This is a genomic window from Kribbella sp. NPDC049584 (assembly GCF_040675555.1).
Lineage (GTDB): Bacteria > Actinomycetota > Actinomycetes > Propionibacteriales > Kribbellaceae > Kribbella.
On the sequence record NZ_JBFAPF010000002.1, the window covers coordinates 286,848 to 306,927 of the forward strand.

General features: G+C 68.5%; 19 protein-coding genes. 10 read left to right on the plus strand and 9 right to left on the minus strand.

What is annotated here, in order from left to right:
- Positions 1-33: 33 nt before the first annotated feature.
- The gene (locus AB0J62_RS08135) at positions 34-876 is read left to right on the plus strand and encodes a DegV family protein (protein WP_363865720.1); all 843 of its coding nucleotides are present in this window, start codon (positions 34-36) and stop codon (positions 874-876) included.
- Between the two features lie 50 nt (positions 877-926).
- On the opposite strand, the gene AB0J62_RS08140 is transcribed toward AB0J62_RS08135, so the two are convergent.
- Positions 927-1,559, minus strand: a complete 633-nt coding sequence (locus AB0J62_RS08140) for a DedA family protein (protein WP_363865722.1) — start codon at positions 1,557-1,559, stop codon at positions 927-929.
- Positions 1,556-1,936: a hypothetical protein gene (locus AB0J62_RS08145; protein ID WP_363865724.1), complete on the minus strand. Its 381-nt coding sequence runs from the start codon at positions 1,934-1,936 to the stop codon at positions 1,556-1,558. The genes AB0J62_RS08140 and AB0J62_RS08145 overlap by 4 nt, the downstream gene beginning before the upstream one ends.
- A 202-nt stretch (positions 1,937-2,138) precedes the next feature.
- On the opposite strand from AB0J62_RS08145, the gene AB0J62_RS08150 reads away from it, so the two are divergent.
- From AB0J62_RS08150 to AB0J62_RS08160, 3 genes are all read left to right on the plus strand, one after another.
- Positions 2,139-3,035, plus strand: a complete 897-nt coding sequence (locus tag AB0J62_RS08150; RefSeq protein ID WP_363865726.1) for a class I SAM-dependent methyltransferase — start codon at positions 2,139-2,141, stop codon at positions 3,033-3,035.
- 68 nt (positions 3,036-3,103) lie between these two features.
- Positions 3,104-3,478 (plus strand): BlaI/MecI/CopY family transcriptional regulator, encoded by a 375-nt coding sequence (locus AB0J62_RS08155; protein WP_363865728.1) that lies wholly within the window; start codon positions 3,104-3,106, stop codon positions 3,476-3,478.
- Positions 3,475-4,389 (plus strand): M56 family metallopeptidase, encoded by a 915-nt coding sequence (locus AB0J62_RS08160; protein ID WP_363865730.1) that lies wholly within the window; start codon positions 3,475-3,477, stop codon positions 4,387-4,389. The genes AB0J62_RS08155 and AB0J62_RS08160 overlap by 4 nt, the downstream gene beginning before the upstream one ends.
- Here the strand turns inward: AB0J62_RS08160 and AB0J62_RS08165 are convergent.
- Positions 4,386-5,270 (minus strand): hypothetical protein, encoded by an 885-nt coding sequence (locus AB0J62_RS08165; RefSeq protein WP_363865732.1) that lies wholly within the window; start codon positions 5,268-5,270, stop codon positions 4,386-4,388. The genes AB0J62_RS08160 and AB0J62_RS08165 overlap by 4 nt on opposite strands.
- A gap of 66 nt (positions 5,271-5,336) precedes the next feature.
- Here AB0J62_RS08165 and AB0J62_RS08170 point away from each other — a divergent pair, with 66 nt between their 5' ends.
- Together AB0J62_RS08170 and AB0J62_RS08175 are read left to right on the plus strand one after the other, a co-directional pair.
- Positions 5,337-6,161, plus strand: a complete 825-nt coding sequence (locus AB0J62_RS08170; protein ID WP_363865734.1) for a helix-hairpin-helix domain-containing protein — start codon at positions 5,337-5,339, stop codon at positions 6,159-6,161.
- Between the two features lie 106 nt (positions 6,162-6,267).
- Positions 6,268-8,688: a ComEC/Rec2 family competence protein gene (locus AB0J62_RS08175; RefSeq protein ID WP_363865736.1), complete on the plus strand. Its 2,421-nt coding sequence runs from the start codon at positions 6,268-6,270 to the stop codon at positions 8,686-8,688.
- Between the two features lie 27 nt (positions 8,689-8,715).
- Here AB0J62_RS08175 and AB0J62_RS08180 read toward each other — a convergent pair whose 3' ends face one another.
- Complete coding sequence (locus tag AB0J62_RS08180) at positions 8,716-9,270, minus strand: isochorismatase family protein (protein ID WP_363865739.1); 555 nt, start codon at positions 9,268-9,270, stop codon at positions 8,716-8,718.
- 69 nt (positions 9,271-9,339) lie between these two features.
- Between AB0J62_RS08180 and holA the strand changes: the two genes are divergently transcribed.
- Positions 9,340-10,323, plus strand: a complete 984-nt coding sequence (gene holA, locus AB0J62_RS08185) for a DNA polymerase III subunit delta (RefSeq protein ID WP_363865742.1) — start codon at positions 9,340-9,342, stop codon at positions 10,321-10,323.
- A gap of 168 nt (positions 10,324-10,491) precedes the next feature.
- Here the strand turns inward: holA and rpsT are convergent, their stop codons facing one another.
- Together rpsT and AB0J62_RS08195 are read right to left on the minus strand one after the other, a co-directional pair.
- Entirely contained in the window at positions 10,492-10,752 is a 261-nt protein-coding gene (gene rpsT, locus AB0J62_RS08190; RefSeq protein WP_134097262.1) for a 30S ribosomal protein S20, read from the minus strand.
- Positions 10,753-10,872: 120 nt separating this feature from the next.
- Positions 10,873-11,349, minus strand: coding sequence for an SRPBCC family protein (locus AB0J62_RS08195; RefSeq protein ID WP_363865747.1), 477 nt, complete (start codon positions 11,347-11,349; stop codon positions 10,873-10,875).
- Between the two features lie 127 nt (positions 11,350-11,476).
- On the opposite strand from AB0J62_RS08195, the gene AB0J62_RS08200 reads away from it, so the two are divergent.
- The gene (locus AB0J62_RS08200; protein WP_363865750.1) at positions 11,477-14,470 is read left to right on the plus strand and encodes a S8 family serine peptidase; all 2,994 of its coding nucleotides are present in this window, start codon (positions 11,477-11,479) and stop codon (positions 14,468-14,470) included.
- A 54-nt stretch (positions 14,471-14,524) separates the two neighbouring features.
- Here the strand turns inward: AB0J62_RS08200 and AB0J62_RS08205 are convergent, their stop codons facing one another.
- Genes AB0J62_RS08205 through AB0J62_RS08215 form a run of 3 tightly spaced genes read right to left on the minus strand, consistent with a single transcriptional unit; the run spans position 14,525 to position 17,165 of the window.
- Positions 14,525-15,694, minus strand: coding sequence for a hypothetical protein (locus tag AB0J62_RS08205; protein ID WP_363865753.1), 1,170 nt, complete (start codon positions 15,692-15,694; stop codon positions 14,525-14,527).
- Positions 15,691-16,233, minus strand: coding sequence for a sigma-70 family RNA polymerase sigma factor (locus AB0J62_RS08210; RefSeq protein WP_363865756.1), 543 nt, complete (start codon positions 16,231-16,233; stop codon positions 15,691-15,693). The genes AB0J62_RS08205 and AB0J62_RS08210 overlap by 4 nt, the downstream gene beginning before the upstream one ends.
- A gap of 35 nt (positions 16,234-16,268) precedes the next feature.
- Positions 16,269-17,165, minus strand: coding sequence for a hypothetical protein (locus AB0J62_RS08215; protein WP_363865759.1), 897 nt, complete (start codon positions 17,163-17,165; stop codon positions 16,269-16,271).
- 105 nt (positions 17,166-17,270) lie between these two features.
- On the opposite strand from AB0J62_RS08215, the gene lepA reads away from it, so the two are divergent.
- Together lepA and AB0J62_RS08225 are read left to right on the plus strand one after the other, a co-directional pair.
- Positions 17,271-19,160 (plus strand): translation elongation factor 4, encoded by a 1,890-nt coding sequence (gene lepA / locus AB0J62_RS08220; protein ID WP_363865762.1) that lies wholly within the window; start codon positions 17,271-17,273, stop codon positions 19,158-19,160.
- Positions 19,161-20,063: an aminoglycoside phosphotransferase family protein gene (locus tag AB0J62_RS08225; protein ID WP_363865765.1), complete on the plus strand. Its 903-nt coding sequence runs from the start codon at positions 19,161-19,163 to the stop codon at positions 20,061-20,063.
- Positions 20,064-20,080 lie beyond the last annotated feature (17 nt).

Here is a 20,080-nt window from a genome sequence, read left to right on the forward strand (position 1 = left end):
GCTAGGACGTTAACTGTCCGGTAACCTCGCTGCATGTCAGCCCGCGTGCATGTCGTCACCGACTCCACGGCCGGCCTGTCCACGCACGAGGTGCTCCGCCACCCGCTGACCGTCGTACCGCTCCAGGTCGTGATCGGCGGCACGTCGTACGACGACGGCGCGACGTCGGCCGACGCGGTCGCGGAGGCGCTCAAGACCTTCACGCCCGTCTCGACCAGCCGGCCCGCGCCGCAGACCTTCGCCGACACGTACGCCGCCTGCGCTGCCGACGGCGCCGAGGCAGTGGTGTCGATCCACCTGTCGGGCGACATGTCCGGCACTTTCGAGGCCGCGATGATCGGGGCCAAGGAGTCGCCGATCCCGGTCAGGGTCGTCGACTCCCGCTCGCTCGGCATGGGCCTCGGCTTCCCGGTCCTCGCCGCGGCCGCCGCAGCCTCCGCCGGGCAGGACGCTGCTGCGGTCGAGGCGGCGGCGCGCGCCACGATGAAGTTCACCTCGGCGTACTTCTACGTCGACACCCTCGAGTACCTCCGCCGCGGCGGCCGCATCGGCGCCGCCCAAGCCCTCTTCGGTACGGCGCTCGCCGTCAAACCACTGCTCACGATCAGCGGCGGCCGGATCGTCCCCCTGGAAAAGGTCCGAACCTCCAGCCGCGCCATCGCCCGCCTGGCCGACATCGCCGTCCAACGCGCCGGCGACACCCCCGTCCAACTGGCCGTCCACCACCTGTCGAGCCTGGAGAAGGCCCAATCCCTGGCCGACGACCTAGCCAACCGCATCCCCAAAGCCGAAGAAATAGTCCTCCGCGAAGTAGGCGCCGTCATAGGCGCCCACGTAGGCCCCGGCCTCCTCGCCGTAGTAGTCAGCCCCCACTAACCCACATCGCACGGCGGGGCGGCAGCCGCAGGTTTGTGGATCGGCGGCGGTCACGGGCGCTGGTCGGAGCGGTGTGTTCGGCGGTTGGTGCGGCGACGGCGGAGTCGCCAGATGACAACCCCGGCGATGGCGACGGTCAGGACAATCAGCGCGGTCGCGCGACCGAAGGTCTTTTCGATGGTGCCGTAGGAGTTGCCGGCGAGGTAGCCGAGGAGCACGACCGCGCTGCCCCAAACGAGTCCGCCGGCGGCATTGAAGGCAAGGAATTTCGGGTAGCGCATGCCTGCGGTCCCGGCGAGCGCGGGCATGATGGCGCGGAAGAACGCGACGAACCGGCCCAGGAACACCGCGACCCCGCCGCGGCGTGCGAGCAGCTCGCGCGCGGAGTCGATGCGATCGCCCCGCTTCTCCAGGACTCTGGTGCGCAAGATCCGAGGACCCAGCAGACGCCCGATCTCGTACCCGACCGTGTCGCCCACAATCGCCGCCCCGACCACGACGACCAGCATCACCGCCAGCGATGCGTGCCCGCGGCTGGCAGCGACGCCACCCACCACGGCGGCGGTCTCCCCGGGCAGCACGAAGCCGACGAACAGCGCATCTTCGGCGAACACAAGCAACCCAACCAGCCCGTACACAGGCAGCCCGTGCAGCCCAAGGAGCCAGTCGATCAGCCGGTTCATGACAGTCGCGGCCGACCCGCGGTCACGCCGATAGGCCGTAGCCGGGCACCAGCCGTGGCGCCGACAAGGTGTGTCAGTGGTCGGCGTTCTGCTCCGAGCTGGCGCACGTCTCCGTCCAGCGAGGCTGCAAGCAGCCGGATAAGCGCGGCTGCATGCACGATCGCCCGGTTCGCGGGCAGCAGGAGCAGCGTGGGGCCACCGGCGGTGATGGTTCCAGCGACCCGCGACTCTTCGCTGCGCCGGCCGATCCACCAACTGCCCAGCAGCAGACCCGCGCACAAGCCCACGCCGTACCCGACAGATGCCTGCCCGCCACCGCGCAGCCACGACGTCGCCTCGGCGAAGGCGTTGATCCGCTCCAACGACCACTGGTTCATTCCGACGTCCTGTCTACCACGATGAACGCAACACCTGGCGACGACGGAGCAGGGGGCTTGCCCGGTTGTCCCATTCAGGCGGGATGCCCACGGGTGGCGACGGTTCGTTGACACGAAGACCTAGGCGCGCTTTAACTACTATCTATCTTAGTATTTCGTGGGTGGCGACTGACGCCACTCAGAGCGCGAGCCGGGGGGCCTTGTGCGCAATCCACGACCTTCGAGCGCCGGTGACGTCGGCGTCGACACGGCAACCTTAGGGCCGCGCCGACGCCAGCTTCGCCGTCAGCTCAGAGACCAAGCGACCCACGCGCAGTACCGCACACCAGCGTCCGCCTCGAGGTATGGGGATGCGTACGAGGGCTGGGGATCGGTTGCCCGGTTCAACCGGTCTCGACGGCACGCTGTCGACGAAGCCATCCTCGGATCGCAGGGCGATCTGGTGGACATCGGCTCCGGCCCAGGGATGTTTGTGCGACACCTCCTCGACACTCGGCCGGGCGATTTCCGCATCACCGCCTGCGACCGGTCGCCTGCCATGATCGATGCGGCGGCCGGCCGGCTGACAACGGCCGACCCGGAGGTGTGCCTGTCGGTGAGCCGGATCGAAGACCTGCCGTTCGACGACAGCAGCTTCGACGTCGCCCTTGCGCTCGGCGTACTCGAGTACGTCGACATTGCCAAGGCATTGCCGGAGGTCTCGCGGATAGTCCGTCCCGGTGGCCTGGTCGTGGCCACCATGCTCAACCCAGCGAGCCCCTACCGCCTGTTCGAGTGGTGCATCTACTGGCCGGCTCGACGTCTTGCTGGCCGCATCGAAGGTCTGCTCGGCATACAGCCGAATCGGCGACACGGCGCCCGCCGCTCGGGCATCCACGCCGTACGCCGCGGCCGCCTCGCCCGGCTCATGCGAGCAGCCGGTCTCACGCCGTACGACGTTGTCGCATTCGACATCACGTCGACCGTCCCACCGCTCGACAAGCTCGTACGCCGCCACAGCCGACGTTGGCGCGACCACCCTGAGCGCACCGTCAGCCGAGGACTGCGCGGGCGCATGGGGACCGGCTACCTGATTGCCGCTCGGAAGGTGTCGTGCTGACTGCCGGGGACGTCTGGTCACCGGCAGACGGCCTGCGACCGGGTGGTCTACCGTGTTCGGTACAGAGAGTGGGGGCCACGGTGCGTGGGTTCGGCGAGCTTGAGGCAGCGGTGATGGACCGCCTGTGGTCCTGGGGTCGTGCCGCGATCGTGCGCGACGTGCTCGACGACCTCAACAAGGAGCGCGACCTCGCCTACACGACGGTGATGACCGTGATGGACAACCTGCACCGCAAAGGCTGGCTGACCAGGGAACGCGACGGACGCGCCTACCGGTACGCGCCGGTCGCCACGCGGCAGCAGTACAACGCCGAACTGATGCGCGAGATTCTCGCCGATAGCGGCGACCAGGCGGGCACCCTGCTGCGGTTCGTCGAGACCGTCACCCCTGAGGAGGCCGACGCGATTCGGCGGGCTCTGCGGTCTCGAGGACCTGGCCGATGACGACGATCGCGACCGTCCTCTTCGGGTACGCCGCTGTGCTCGCGGTTGTCTCACCGCGATTCCTGACCAGCCAATGGCTCACTCGCTCGCCACGGCTGGCTTTGGCTCTATGGCACTCGTGCGCCGTGTCGGTCCTGCTGGCTTCCATCCTGGCAACCGTCGCCTGTTACGCCGACGACGGATTGCTGCGTGGCTGGCTGACTGGCATCGACGGCAGCCGCGGCGTACCAGGGATCTTCGCCGCAGCCGTCGCCGTCCTGGTTCCCACTGTGCTGATCGGCCGTGTCACGCTGACCGTCTGGCAGGTACTGGCACGCCACCGGGTTGAACGCGATCGCCATCTGAAACTGGTGTGCCTGCTCGGCCGACACGACCATAGGCTCGGCGTAGCCGTCATCCCGGCCGATGTGCCTGCGGCGTACTGCGTTCCGGGGTCAAAGCAGATCGTTCTGACCAGGGGAGCGATGGCGATCCTCCGCGACAGCGAGCTCCGCGCCGTCCTCGCGCACGAGCGCGCGCATCTCGCGGGCCGTCATCATCTCCTGGTCGCCTGGGCAGACGCGCTGCAGAAGGCCTTTCCCAGGGTTCCGCTCTTCAGTGCGATGCAGCAGTCCACCGCCCACCTCGTCGAGCTCCTCGCCGACGACCAGACTCTCCGGCGCGAGTCCGCGGAGAGCCTCGCATCCGCAATCGCCGCACTGGGATGCGCCCGCACCCCGACGGCCGCCCTCGCCGCAACCGGCGGCTCAGTGCTCACCCGCGTCGAACGCCTACTCGCACCCCCAGCACCGCTACCAGTGGCGACCCGCGTCGGCGCCGCCGGCGCAGCAATGTCGCTCGTGGTCCTACCAATCCTCCCGACTCTCATCCTCGCCGCCGGCCACATGGCCTGCCCACACCTCTTCGGCTAAGCGACTCCGAACGCGCATAGTAGTTGGCGCATTTCTCCACAGATTCGAATCCGCGGGTTGAGCAAGGCCACGAACTCGTACTTTCTCTGGGCGTGAAGGTCTTTCGACGTACCCCCATCCCCGAATCGAGCGCCCGAGAACGAGCCCTGGCCCGCCTCGCCGCCCGCCCGCCAACCCACCCCCGCCCAGCCCCCACGGACCTCCCACCCAACCAACCCGCACACGCCACCGGGCAGGGTGCTGGCCAGCCTGCCTACGGCGCTAGGTCGGGTGCCAACCAGCCCGCGTACGTCGTCGTCCGCGACGCCGACCAGCCCGCGCAGATCGCCGGGCGGGGTGCTGACGAGCCTGCGGACGTCGCCGAGCGGCGTGCCGACCAGCCTGCGTACGCCGTGGTCCCCGATGCCGACGGGCCTGCGTACGTCGCCCGGCCCGTGGACGACGAGCTCGAGTACGGCGTTGGGCGCGACGCCGACGAGCCTGCGTACGTCGTTGGGCCGGGCGCCGATCAGCCTGCACACGGCGCCCGGCCGGGTGCCGACCAGTCTGCGCGCGCCGCCGGGCGGGGTGCCAACCAGCGCGCGTACGTTGTCGTCCGCGACGCCGACCAGCCCGTGCAGGTCGCCGGGCGGCGTGCTGACCAGCCCGCGCACGTCGCTGGGTCGGGTGCCAATCAGCCCGCACGCGTCGTTCGGCGGGGTGCCGACCAACCTGCGCACGTTGCTGGGCGGGGTGCCGACCAGCCCGCGCAGCTCGACGGGCGGGGTGCTGACCAGCCTGCGTATGTCGCTGGGTCGGGTGCCGAACCCGAGCACGGCGCTGGGCCGGGCGGCGACCGACCCACCTCCGCCGTCAGTCGCGGTGGCGGCGAGACCCTTCACGACCCGACCGACCCACGCCGCGGGAACCGCCGCGACGACGACTATCTAGAGGAGCGTGATGATGAGGTGCGCGGTGGATGGATACCCGAACAGATCCGGCCCGAACGACTTCGAGACGCCCGCTGGACCCTCACCCCACGCCACGTCCTGGTCCTACTCGCCGTACTCGCCATCGGCCTGTCCTGGGCCGCCTGGACCTTCCTCCGAGCCCGCCCCGAAACCCTCCCGACCATCCAGCCCACCATCGCCACCCCCGGCTCACCCGTCGCCCAACCAACCCCGGGCCAGACCCAACCCGGCACCAGCCAGACCCAACCCGGGGCCAATCAATCGCCAGGAACCAACCCATCACCCGGCCCCAACCATCTGTCAGGCCCCAGTCAGCCCTCGGGCACCAACCAGCCGCCGGGCATCAACCAGTCAACGGGCGCCGCGAGCTCACCCGGCCAACCGCTTCTCGTCGTGTACGTCGCCGGCAAAGTCCGCCGCCCCGGCCTCGTCCGCGCACCCACCGGCTCACGCGTAGCCGACGTACTCGCCCTAGCCGGCGGCCCACTCCCCGGCGTAGACCTCACCACCCTCAACCTCGCCCGCCAAATCACCGACGGCGAACAGATCAACGTCGGCCTGCCAAGCCAACCCCCACCCACCAACCCACCAGGCACAACGACCTCGTCCACCCCGAGCGCAGCATCCACCGACCCCGTCAACCTCAACACCGCCACCCTCGCCCAGTTGGACGCCCTCCCCGGCGTCGGCCCCGTCCTGGCCCAACGCATCCTCGACTACCGCACCGAGAACGGCCCCTTCACCACCATCGACCAACTCCAGGAGGTCCCCGGCGTAGGCCCCAAGAAGTTCGACTCCCTAAAACCCCATGTCCGCCTCTAACCCCACCACCGACCCATCCGCGACCGACCCACCAGCCGTCGACCCACCAGCCGCCGAACCCCACGACCCGCCAGCCGCTGACCCGCACGCCCTGCTGGTCGCTGAAATGCATGACCCGCACGCCGTTGAGATGCACGACGCACCTGCTGGTGAAGGGCTCGATGTGCGGTTGTTGGTCCCGGCTGCGGTGGGCTGGCTGACGGCGGTCGTACTGGTCGGGCAACGCCCGCTCACTGCTGCACTTGTCTCCGCCGTCGCGCTCGCCGCTGCCATCACCCTCGGCCTCGTGCTGCGCAACCACCCCACCCACCCACGACGAACGATCGGATGGACAGCAGCCGGCTCGCTCGTCGCCATCGCCGGACTCGGCGTCGCGGCCGCCCTCCAATCCGCAACCCTCCGCAGCGGCCCGATCCGCGACCTGGCCGCCGCCTCCGCGACCGTCAACGTCCGCCTCAAGATCGAAGGAGACCCGTCACTTCGTCAAAGCACCACCAGCCGCCGCCCGCCGTACGTAGTCGTCAAAGCAACCATCGAGGAGGTACGCACCCACTCACGCCCAGCGGGCACAACCACAACCCGCATCCATACGCCGGTGTTCGTCATCGGCACCGCCAAGTGGCAGACCGTCAGATACGGCCAGCACGTCGACGCCGCCGGCAGGTTAGGAGCTGTCGAAGACGGCTCGGACGTAGCCGCGATGCTCTCGACACGCTCGCCACCGCGAATCGTCGACCAACCACCCTGGTGGCTGCGCGCCGCCGAGCAGGTCCGCGCCGGCCTCCGCAAAGCCGTAGCCGACGAGCCTGACGACGTCCGCGGTCTCGTCCCAGCCCTCGTGATGGGTGACGTGTCCGGAGTCTCCGCCGAGCTGAACGCTGACTTCCAGACCACCGGGCTAACTCACCTCTCGGCCGTTTCCGGCACGAACCTCACGTTGTTGCTCGCGTTCGTACTCCCGCTGGCGCGGCTGGTCGGGGTGCGTGCCCGCGGTTTAACCGTGGTCGGCGTGGTGATGGTCGTGGTCTTCGTCGTCCTCGCCAGACCACAGCCCAGCGTTCTGCGAGCAGCCGCGATGGGCCTGATCGCGCTGCCCGCGATGACCAGCGGAGGAGCCGGGCGTCGCGCCGTACGCAGTCTGTCGGTTGCGGTGATCGTGTTGCTGCTGCTCGATACGTCGTTGGCGCGTTCGGCCGGGTTCGCGTTGTCGGTGCTCGCGACCGCGGGAATTGTCCTGCTCGGACCTGGTTGGCGTGATGCGTTGGCGAGATGGTTGCCGCAGTGGCTGGCCGATGCGATCTCGTGCCCGCTTGCTGCTCAACTCGCGTGTACGCCGGTCGTCGCCTGGCTCTCAGGACAGGTGTCGCTGGTCGCAGTCGCCGCCAACCTGCTGGCCGGACCGGCCGTCGGCCCGGCGACGATCCTCGGCTTCATCGCGGCTGGAGTCGCCTTGCTGAGCACCGAACTGGCTCAACTCGTCGGCTGGGTCGCAGGCTGGCCTGCCCGTTGGATCATCCTGGTCGCGCGCGAAGGCGCCGACCTGCCGGGTGCCGCCAACGCCTGGCCGGCAACCGCAGTCGGGATCGTCGTCCTTACCCTTCTCTGCCTCGCACTCGTGTTCGGTCTGCACCGCATCCTGGCGCGCCCGATCGCGATGATCCTGGCGGTCGTCGTACTGACCGTCGTCGTACTGCGTCCCGTCGGCTCGCTCGGTTGGCCGCCGGACGACTGGGTCTTCGTGGTCTGCGATGTCGGACAGGGAGACGGCCTTGTGCTCAGAGCAGGTGAGGGTACGGCGGTTGTCGTCGACACCGGGCCGGATCCGGCCGCGATGGATCGATGCCTGCGGGACCTGGGGATCAAGCACATTCCGGTGCTCGTACTCAGTCATTTCCATGCCGATCACGTCGGCGGGCTGGCCGGCGTACTGAACGGGCGGAAGGTCGACGAGATCGAGGTGACGCCGTACTTCTCGCCGCGAGCGGAGTACAGCCGGGTGGTCGATCTCGCGGCGCACCATGGGATCGGCTTGCGGACGGTCACGTTCCACGAGAAGCGGGTGGTCGGTCAGCTGAGTTGGACGACGCTGTGGCCGGCGCGGGTACCGGCGCTGCCTCCGCCTGGTACGTCGTCGGCGACCTCGTCGGACGAAGGTTCGCCGGAGAACAACGCCAGCATCGCGATGATGGTCGAGGTCGGTGGTCTCCGCATCCTGCTCACCGGAGACCTCGAACCCGAGTCCCAGCGAGCCGTCCTGGCATCAGGCGTCGATCTGCGGGCCGACGTCCTCAAGGTGCCGCACCACGGTTCAGCTCAGCAGGACCCCGAGTTCATCGCAGCCACCCACGCCCGCCTGGCCCTCATCTCCGCCGGCCGCGACAACGACTACGGCCACCCGGCCCCCAGAACCCTGGACCTCCTGTCCCACGACGCCATCCGCACCGCCACCACCAACATCAGCGGCCCCCTCACCGTCACCAACACCGACAACCACCTAGCTCTCACCACCACACATCCCGCACCATGACCACTCCCACTTCGCCGTGGGTTGGGGCTACGAGAACGTGATGGCTTTGGTGGGGACGGTGGTTTCGGCTTGGTTGCCTAGGGACCAGGCGGCGACTCGGGAGGCGATGTGGGCGGGGATCTCGGCGGAGACGCCTGGGAGGGCGGGGATGTTGTAGGTGGCGTGGGCGTCGTGGGGGAGGACTACGTGGTAGCCGCGTGCCAGTGCTGTCTTGGCTGTTGCGGCTACGCACATTTCGGACATGACGCCGCAGATGGCCAGCGAGCGTATGCCGGCCGCGACCAAGATCTGCCCGAGCGCCGTCCCGTCGAAGCCGTCGTCCCTCGGCTTTCGGACAACGTGCTCGCGTGCGCCGGTCTTCACCGTGAGGTATAGCTCCCAGCCCGGCTTCTCCGGCTCGTCATCCGCGCCGGGCGGACCGTCGTTCTGGAGATGTACGACGACCGCGCCCGCCTCACGCGCCCGCTCCAACAGCTCACCGACCCGCTCTAGTAGCCGATCCGCCCCAGGTACGGCATCCGGGCCCGAGACGAACGCGGTCTGCATGTCCACGACGATCAAAGCGTCGGCAGGTTGGGTCATGGGGTCATCTTGGTTGGTTCGGCGAGGGTGCGCACTCGGATTGTCGGGGCGGCGTGGGATGCTGGTTCGGTGGCTGCTCGTAGGGGTTCTGCGCCGAAGCTTGGTGATGTGTTGCTGGTGACCGGGACCGAGTCGTTCCTCGCGGATCGGGCGGTGCGGTCGGCGATCGCGGCGGTGTCGAAGGACGCTTCCGAGGTCGAGGCGACTGACGTCGACGCGGCCACGCTGGATGTTGGCGTGTTCGCCGAGCTGACCGGGCCGTCGTTGTTCGCGAGCGAGCGGGTGCTGGTGCTGCGGTCGTTGGAGAACCTGCCGAGCGAGATGGTGCCGCACCTGATCGAGTACGCCGGTTCGCCGTCGGACGACGTACTCGCGGTGCTGGTGCACTCGGGCGGTCAGAAGGGCAAGGGCGTTCTCGACAAGTTGCGGAAGGCATCGGTCAACGAGGTCGTCGCGACGGCGCCGAAGGCCTGGGAGTTGCCGCAGTTCGTGGCGGGGGAGATCCGGCTGCACGGCGGGACTGTCGATGAGGGCGCGGCGTCGGCGCTGGTGGACGCGGTCGGGCATGACCTGCGGGCGCTGGCCGGGGCGTGTTCGCAGCTGGTGTCAGACTCCGGCGGTCAGGCGGTGACGGCCGAGTTGATCGGGCAGTACTTTGGTGGGCGCGCGGAGGTCACGAGCTTCGCGGTCGCGGATGCGGCGATCGCCGGGCGGACCGAGCCGGCGTTGGAGCAGTTGCGGTGGGCGCTGGACTGCGGGGTTGCGCCGGTGCTCGTCACGAGCGCGATGGCGGGCGGGTTGCGCGGGCTGGCGAAGTACTCCAGTGCGCCGAGCGGGATGCGCGAGGCGGATCTGGCGCGCGAGGTCGGCGTACCGCCGTGGAAGCTCAAGCAGCTCAAGCAGCAGTCCCGTGGCTGGACTCCCGGCGGACTCGCGACCGCGATCAAGGCCGTCGCTCAGGCTGACGCCGACGTCAAAGGTGCCTCCGGCGACGCCGGGTACGCCCTCGAGCGCATGGTCCTAACCATCACCCGAGCCCACGGCCGCCGCTAACCCGAGCCTGCTGCCGACGCTGAGCCCGAGGCTGCTGCCGACGCTAAGCCCGAGCCCATGGCTTGCGGAGTGCGGACAACCTGGGTTTGGGGACGCAAAAACGATCGGCCGGTCGTTGGGGACGGGCCGATCGTTTGGGGCCGCGCCGTTAGGGGCGCGGCTGGGGCCTCAGAGGGAGGCGGCCTTCTTGAAGAGGGCCGACTTGCGGTTGGCGGCCTGGTTGGCGTGGATGACGCCCTTGCTGACGGCCTTGTCGAGCAGGCGGCCGGCCTTGCGGGCGGTCTCCTGGGCCTTGTCGGCCTCGCCGGCCTCGACGGCCTCGTGGAAGCGGCGCACAGCCGTCTTGAGGGTCGACTTCACCGACTTGTTGCGAAGTCGCGCAGCCTCGTTCTGGCGGTTGCGCTTGATCTGGGACTTGATGTTCGCCACGAAGAAGAGCCTCGATCAGGTGTGTGCGGTCAATACGGAAGGTGTCGCGGCGCACGGCTATACACCGCCCGTGGGCGCGCGAAGAGCCAGATTACCAACAAGCCGACCCCAGCTCCAAACTCACTCCCGCGTGAGCGCCGACTCGGCGGCCGATTTCAGCCGCACCAGAGTGGTGTGGATCCCGTCCGCGTTGCGCGGAGTGCGGTTGCCGAAGACGGGACGGAAGACCGCCCGAAGGGCCCTCGGACGGCGATCGGTCCAGGATTCGGTGATCTCGCAGCCGCTCGCGGTGCGCGTGAACGAGTACTCCCAGAGCGAGATCGGGATCGGCCCGAAGTGGATGGAGAAGGTGAACCGACGGCCCGGCTCGGCGGCCTCCACGCGCCCGAAGGTGAACCAGCGCACCACGCCGGCCCGGTTGTGGCCGATGAACCGCCGGCCGGCAACCGAACCAGACGAATCCGATCGCGACGACGTTGTCCAGGTGACCCGGGTGCACTCGGGGCTCCACTCGCGCATCCGAGGTAGATCGCTCACCAATGAATAAAGGGTCGCGGGCGAGGCAGCCACCGAGATCGACTCGGTCAGATCGGGCATCGGGTTTTCCCTTGCTGTTGGCATCGGCCTGCTGAAGTGAGGGTGACACTGTCGGCGGCTGACGGCATACTCAGGGCCCCGCGAGCCAACGCTCCACCATTGCGCCGTCCAGCCCTGGAGGATCTCCGTGACCCGCAAACGCCAGGCGATCATCGTCGCCTCAGCGCTGATCGCCGCAACCGCCGGCGTGCCGCTGCTGGTGAACGCCGCCAACGCCAGCCAACCGGCGGCGACCCGAATCGCCGCCCCGGACGTCAAGCGCTCCGAGACCGGTGCGTACATCGTCCAGCTCGACGACTCCCCGGTCGCCGAGTACGACGGCGACATCGCCGGCCTCGCCGCCACCAAGGTCGCGCCCGGCGGCAAGCTGCTGAAGACCGCCGCCCCGGTGATCGACTACGTCAAGCACCTGGCCGGTGAGCGCGACCAGCTGCTGAAGACGAACAACGTCAAGAAGCTCTACGACTACAACTACACGTACGCCGGTTTCTCCGCCGAGATGTCGTACGACGACGCGGTCAAGCTGGCGAAGTCGTCCGGGGTGAAGAGCGTCGAGCCGAGCGAGATCGAGCACGCCGACACGGTCGATACCCCGCGGTTCCTCGGCCTGTCCGGCAAGGGCGGCGCGTGGCAGCAGGCCGGCGGCGTCGACAAGGCCGGCGACGGCGTGATCATCGGCATGATCGACTCCGGGTACACCCCGGAGCGTCCGAGCTTCGCGCCGATGAAGACCACCAAGCAGTCCGACGCGATCATCGCGAAGAAGTGGAAGGGCACCTGCCAGGCCGGCGAGGAAGCGCCCGTCACCTGCAACAACAAGGTGATCGGCGCCCGGTACTTCGACAAGGGCATCGGCACCCGCCCGATCCCAGAGGAGTACAAGTCGCCGCGTGACTACGGCGGCCACGGCACGCACACCGCGAGCGCTGCGGCCGGCAACTATGGCGTCGAGATGAGCGTCATGGGCCGCGACTACGGCAAGGGCTCCGGCATGGCGCCGCATGCCCGCCTCGCGATCTACAAGGCGCTGTGGGCAGTCGACGCGACCGGTGGCGGCAGCGGTACCGACGCCGACATCGTGGCCGCGATCGATGCCGCGGTCGCGGACGGCGTGGATGTCATCAACTACTCCATCTCGGGCAGCGGATCGTCGTACGTGAATGCCACCGGCCTCGCCTTCCTGAGGGCGGCCAAAGCCGGCGTCTTCGTCGCGACCAGCGCCGGCAACACCGGCCCGGGCGAGGCGACGGTCGGCAAGACGTATCCGTGGGTGACGTCGGTTGCCAACGGCACCCATGACCGCGACATCCAGACCACGGTCACGCTCGGGAACGGGAAGTCGTACACGGGCGCGGGCATCGGCGCCGGCGTGCCACAGACGTCGGTGATCCTGGCCAAGGATGCGGGCCTCGCAGGCGCCGACCCCGCCAACCTCACGCTCTGCCAGGCAGGCACGCTCGACCCGGCGAAGGTCAAGGGCAAGATCGTGGTCTGTGACCGTGGCGTCAACGCCCGCGTCGACAAGAGCCTGCAGGTGAAGAACGCCGGCGGCGTCGGCATGATCCTGCTCAACCTCACCCCGAGCACGCTCGACTCCGACCTCCACTCGGTCCCGACCGTCCATCTCGACGACAAGGCCGCCCCGGAGGTCAAGGCGTACGTCGGTGGCACGACCAACCCGACCGCGACGATCAGCGCGGGTACGCCGGTCCGCGTGACCGCACCGATGGTGGCCGCTTCCTCCAGCCGCGGCCCGTCCCCGGCCGGCAACGGTGACCTGCTCAAGCCGGACGTCATGGCGCCGGGCACGAACGTCCTGGCCGCGACGACCGCGTTCAGCGCCGCCGGTGGCGAGTACGCGTTCATGAGCGGTACGTCGATGTCTACGCCGCACGTCGCGGGCATCGCCGCAGTACTTAAGGCCAAGCACCCGGCCTGGTCCCCGATGGCGATCAAGTCCGCGATGATGACGACCGCGACCGACAAGGACACCGCAGGCAATCCGATCAAGAACGACTCCGGCTCGCAGGCGAACCCCTTCGGGTACGGCGCAGGCCTCGTGCAGCCGAAGCTGGGCATGGACCCCGGCCTGGTCTACGACTCGACGTACACCGACTGGACGAAGTTCGTCTGCGGCTCCGGTCAGGTCCCGGCCACGCACGAGTTGTGCGCGGACGGCAAGATCGACCTGAGCGATCTCAACTACCCGACGATCGCGATCGGCGATCTCGCTGGCAGGCAGACCGTGACCCGGACCGTGACGAATGTCGGCAAGCTGCCCGAGGTCTACTTCCCGAAGGTCGAAGGCCTGAAGGGTCTCAAGGTGACCGTGTCGCCGCGGATCCTGGTCACGCTGCCCAGCCGCAGTACGACGTACAAGGTGACGTTCGAGAACAGCGGTGCCCCGCTCGAGCAGTACTCGTTCGGCCGCCTGGTCTGGAAGTCGACGAAGCACTCCGTGGCCAGCACTCTGGCGATCAAGCCGCTCACGGTGAAGGCGCCGACTCAGGTCAACGGCACTGGGACGAGTGGCTCCGTGCAGGTCCCGGTCACGGCCGGGTACGCCGGGACGCTCAACACGACGGCCGTCGGTCTGGACGCGGCCGCGGTCGGCGAGGCAGCACTGAAGAACCCTGGTGGCGTGGCGTTCCCGACGACCGCCCCGAAGGCCAACGATCACGTCGCGAAGTTCACGGCCAACGTCCCGGCTGGTACGACGCACGCCAGGTTCTCCACGTTCGACGCGGACTACCCGGCAGGCACTGACCTGGATGTGTTCGTCTACCGAGCCGGGACGACCACTCTGCTCGGTAGCAGCACAGGTGGTTCGGCCGAGGAGGAGGTCAACCTCCCACGGCCGGCAGGCGGCCCGGTGGACGTGTACGTCGACCTGTACGCGGGAGCGAACGAGCAGACCGTCAAGCTCAACCACTGGGAGCTGCAGAAGGCTGCGGGCAACCTGGCGGCCACCCCGGCTAGCCAGCAGGTAACAGTTGCCGGCCAGACCAGCGTCACGGCGTCCTGGACTGGTCTGACTGCCGGCACCCGGTACATGGGCCAGCTCGGCTTCTCCGACGGCGCAGACGGCTCCGGCTCCACCCTCGTCCGAGTCGACGGCTAAGACCGAGACATCGGCTCAGCACGCAACAAAGCGTGCTGAGCCGATGTGAGCTGATCAGGGCTGTACTTGGCGAATCGTCTCGTCGGGCTTGACGATCGCGACCTGCTTGCACTCGCCGGTCTCGACCGCGCACCGGAAGAGCTTCTGGGCCGGACCGGCCTCGTCGACCACGATCACATTGTCCGGATCCTCGAAGACCCCGTCTTCGAACCACTTCGTGCCGGCCGGCAGCCTCAGCTTGGCGACCTTCCCGGTGGCGACGTCGACCGCGACCCCGATGTTGCTGATCGTCATCGTCGATCCGTCCGGTGCAACCGACACGGACGCCGCGGCCATAGGGGGCTTGAAGCAGTACTCGCGCTTCACGTCGAGCCCGTTGGCTCCCAACGTGGCGGCTGCGACGCAAGTCTTCCCGTTCTTGTAGCTCACGTGCGCGACGGTGCTGGTGGTGCGGGTGACTTCCAGTTGGCCTGTGAACGTTCCGGCGGCCCGAAGGTCCTTCGATCCTGGCTGCCACACCTTCACCGCCCGGGCGTCCGGAGAATGCTCGCCCATCCAGATGCCGTCCTTGTTCCAGCCGTAGAGCTCCAGATTCGGGATCTTGACGGTCAGGCTCGCCACCTCCTTGCCGGTCCGGACGTCGACGACGACCACGCGATTGTCCTGCCGGCCGTACTTCGCGACCGCGACGGCGACCTGCTGCCCGTCGGGTGAGCGCCACGGGGTGTCGGCGCCGAGCGGGCCGATCGGCTGGAGCTTGCCGGCCGGTGAGAGGACGGCGACCTGTGACTTGGCGTGATCGGGGTAGCCGGTGGTGACGAGCCAGCCGCCTGCGGTGCGCGCGATGACGTCGCCCTTGATGCCCGGGTTCTTTACTGTGGTGCCGCCGTCGTGGAGGAGGGTCCACCAGGTGTCGAGCGGGTTGTCCGGATTGTTCTCGACCAAGGTCGTGTAGGGAATCCGGGGCGCCCCGGTCGACACCGGGCCTGCGCTCGGCAGGCCGGCCACGGACGGCTGGTCGGGCTTGGCCAGGCCGTGCAGGTACGGCACGGCCAGGGTGAGCACCGCGGCGATGCCGGCCGCGGCCAGTGCCATCGGCGCCCAGCGGCGGCGGGCGGACGTGCCGGTGCTGTCCAGTTCCAGGCCGGGGCCGTGGGCGGAGTCGGGCACGGTGTCGGCCTTGGCGTGCAGGTAGTCGCGCAGCCGGGTCTCGGTGTCGTTCATCGCAGTTCCTCGAGTTTCTTGGTGAGAGCCGTCAGGCCGCGCGACGCGGTCGCCCTGGCGGTGGATGCGCTGATGCCGAGGATCTCGGCGATCTCGTCGAAGGGCAGGTCCAGGTAGTAGCGCAGGACGAGCACCTCGCGCGGCCGGGTCGCCAGCGATTGGAGCGCCTGCCGCACCTGGAGCCGTTCCTCTCCGAGCACGGCGGTGGTCTCCGCGGAGTCCTGTGGCGCCTGGTGCGGTGGGGTGTAGAGGCGGGCCACCCTGCGGCGCCGCAGCGCGGACCGGCCCGCGTTGAGCACGGTCGAACGCAGGTACCCGAGCGCCTTGTCGGAGTCCTCGAGCGGCCATCGCCGGTACAGCTGGGCGAACGCCTCCTGGACTATGTCTTCGGCTGTCTGTCGGTCATCGATCACCAGGACGGCCAGGCGCACGAGACCGCGCCACTCCCGGCCGTACAGCGCTGTCACGGCGTCACGTGCCTCGTCGCCGGCGGCCGCCTGGTGAGGATGCTGCTCGATACTCACCACTAGATTCGTCACACCCTGAGAGACGTCCGTCTGCCGGGAACGCTGCATCAGAGCCGATGGCGTACCCAGTCGAGGTGGACGAGGGCGCTCTCCCGCTGCCATGTCCTCATAGTGGGGATCCCAGGGGGCGCCGGCTGCGCCGAACCCCACCACAGCCCGCCTCCCACGGCCGCGATGAACCCCGTGATCGCCTCGTCGTCAGGCAGGTCAGGCAGTACGACGGACCCTCGCATCTCGGCGTGCAGGATGACCGTGTCGGTCCAGCGGGGTGCCAGCCCCGGGTGCGCCCAGTCGATGAACACCACCCGGTCGTCGGTCAGGATGATGTTGTCCGCGCGCAGGTCGTAATGCGCCAGCGCCTTACCCTCAGCCAGCGCGCGGAGTCCCTTCCGCGCCAGCTCCGCGAACTCCTCGACCCGGCCCTCCATCCAGGACGGTACGGCGAGACCGTCCTCCAGCACGTTGTCCCACCGGCTCAGGAAGTCGTGGCTCCGGACAGCTACCACAGGCGCATCCGGCCACGGCGAAGGGTCCAGTACGTCGGTCAGCTCCGCCAGCGCGTCGAGCACCCGGTCCGCGTCAGCCTGCTCCCACGGGTGTGCAGGCAGTCGCCCGGAGATGTCTTCGTACAGCATCCCGACCCAGTCGCCGTCGTCGTACACGTCGTACAGCCGCGGAGCCATCGGGAGCGGGCCGATGGCCTGCATCGCGGTGATCTCCTGGCGGAACAGCACCGGCGTCTTCGGGTTCAGCGACGTACCGACGGCCTTGACGAAGGCCCGGCGGCCGGAGGCGGTCACCAGGCGGGCGGCGACGCCGGGGGAGAAGCCGCCCTGCTGGGTGGCGGCCGACACGACCGTCGACCCGAGCACGCGCTCGACCCAGTCCCGGACCGGCACGGGCATCTTCTCGTAGGGCAGCCTGACCCCAGCAGCGTGCGCCATACCTCACCACGCTATCGGGCCCTCGCTAGTGATTTTCGAATCTGCTGGACCCGCATGGGATGATTGACCGGATATCACCCTAGAGACCAGAACTGGATCCCCTCCGTGCCCGTTGGCCCCACGAAAGTGCCGCAGCCGGGTCGTACCGACCCGTCGCTGATCCGGAACTTCTGCATCATCGCCCACATCGACCACGGCAAGTCGACGCTGGCCGATCGGATGCTGCAGATCACCGGTGTGGTCGACGACCGCTCGATGCGGGCGCAGTACCTCGACCGGATGGACATCGAGCGCGAGCGCGGCATCACGATCAAGTCGCAGGCGGTCCGGCTCCCGTTCACGCCGGGTCCGGACACCCCGGGCGGCCTGCTGGCGCCGGACGGTACGACGTACATCCTGAACATGATCGACACGCCGGGTCACGTGGACTTCACGTACGAGGTCTCGCGGTCGCTCGAAGCGTGTGAAGGCGCTGTCCTGCTGGTCGACGCGGCGCAGGGGATCGAGGCGCAGACCCTGGCGAACCTGTACCTCGCACTGGGCGCGGACCTACACATCATCCCGGTGCTGAACAAGATCGACCTGCCCAGCGCCCAGCCGGAGAAGTACGCGGCCGAGCTGGCGCACATCATCGGCTGCGACCCGTCCGACGTGCTGAAGGTCTCCGCGAAGACCGGTGAGGGCGTCGAGGACCTGTTGAGCGAGATCGTCGCGCAGATCGACCCGCCGAAGGGCATCAAGGACGCTCCGCCCCGGGCGCTGATCTTCGACTCGGTCTACGACACCTACCGCGGTGTGGTCACCTACGTCCGGGTCGTGGACGGCGAGCTGACCCACCGGGACCGGATCAAGATGATGTCGACCGGTGCGGTGCACGAGATGCTCGAGGTCGGCGTCATCTCCCCGGAGCCGATGAAGTCGCCGAGCATCGGCGTCGGCGAGGTCGGCTACCTGATCACCGGCGTGAAGGACGTCCGCCAGTCCCGGGTCGGTGACACGGTCACCGCGGCCGTGCACGGCGCGACGGAGCCGCTCGGCGGCTACAAGCACCCCCAGCCGATGGTGTACTCCGGTCTGTTCCCGATCGACGGTGACGACTACCCGACGCTGCGTGACGCTCTCGAGCGCCTGCAGCTGAACGACGCGGCCCTGCAGTACGAGCCGGAGACCTCGGGCGCGCTCGGGTTCGGCTTCCGCTGCGGATTCCTCGGGCTGCTGCACATGGAGATCGTCCGCGAGCGGCTCGAGCGCGAGTTCGACCTGGACCTGATCTCGACCGCGCCGAACGTGGTCTACCGGGTCGAGATGGAAGACGGCAAGGAGTTCGTCGTCACGAACCCGAGCGAGTTCCCCGAGGGCAAGATCGCCGATATCTACGAGCCGGTCGTCCGCGCGACGATCCTGAGCCCGAAGGACTTCATCGGCGTCATCATGGAGCTCTGCCAGTCCAAGCGGGGCAACCTGCTCGGGATGGAGTACCTGTCCGAGGACCGGGTCGAGCTGCGCTACACACTGCCGCTGGCCGAGATCGTCTTCGACTTCTTCGACCAGCTCAAGTCGAAGACCAAGGGGTACGCCTCGCTCGACTACGAGCCGACCGGCGAGCAGTCGGCCCAGCTGGTGAAGGTCGACATCCTGCTGCAGGGCGAGACCGTCGACGCGTTCTCCGCGATCGTGCACCGCGACAACGCCTACGCGTACGGCGTCGCGCTGGCCGGCAAGCTGAAGGAACTGATCCCGCGGCAGCAGTTCGAGGTGCCGATCCAGGCCGCGATCGGGTCCCGGATCATCGCCCGCGAGTCGATCCGCGCGATGCGCAAGGACGTGCTGGCGAAGTGCTACGGCGGTGACATCACCCGGAAGCGCAAGCTGCTCGAGAAGCAGAAGGAAGGCAAGAAGCGGATGAAGATGGTCGGCCGCGTCGAGGTCCCCCAAGAGGCCTTCATCGCCGCCCTCCGCACCTCCGAACCAGCGGAGAAAGCAGGCAAGAAGTAGGTGCCGGTCGACATTCCTGCTGGTCTGCTTGCGGTTGCTTCGCGGGGGCAGGACTGGGCGGATTGGCTGGATCGGCTTCCGCGGCTGCTGCGGGACCTGCTCGGCGAGTGGTCGTTGCAGGTCGACGGTACGGCGGCGTACGGGAGCTGCGCGATCGTCGTGCCGGTGCTTGCCGACGGGCAGCAGGCCGTACTCAAGGAGCAGTTCCCGCACTGGGAGGCTGAGACCGAGCACCTCGCGCTGCGAACCTGGGCCGGCAACGGCGCTGTGCAGCTGCTGCGCGCCGACCCGCGGCGGTTCGCCTTGCTGCTGGAGCGGTTGGAGTCGCGCGACCTGACCACGATCGACGCGCTGGACGCCTGCGAGATCGTTGGCCAGACCTACAAGCGGCTGCATGTCGCCGCCGGCCCGCAGTACCGGCCGTTGTCAGGGGAGCTGAAGCGCTGGGTGGAGGGCTTCCGCAGGCTGCCCGCGTCGGCGCCGGTGCCGCATCGGTACGTCGAGCAGGCGATCTCGTTGTCGGAGGACTTCATCGCCGACCCGGCCACCGACGGCAAGCTGATCCACACCGACCTGCATTACGAGAACATGCTGGCCGCGGACCGCGAGCCCTGGCTGGTGATCGACCCGAAGCCGCTGTCCGGTGACCCGCACTTCGAGGTCGCGCCGCTGATCTGGAACCGCTGGGACGAAGTAGTTGCCGCCGGCGACCTTCGGTTCGCGGTCCGGCAGCGGTTCTACACGGCGATCGACGCCGCTGGCCTGGAGGAGGATCGCGCCCGTGACTGGGTCATCGTCCGGCAGATGGTGAACGTGCTGGGAACACTCGAGAACACCGACGGCACGCTGCCCCAGGACTGGCTGACCCGCAACATCGCGATCGTGAAGGCCATACAGAATTAGACCCAGCCAGGACTAAG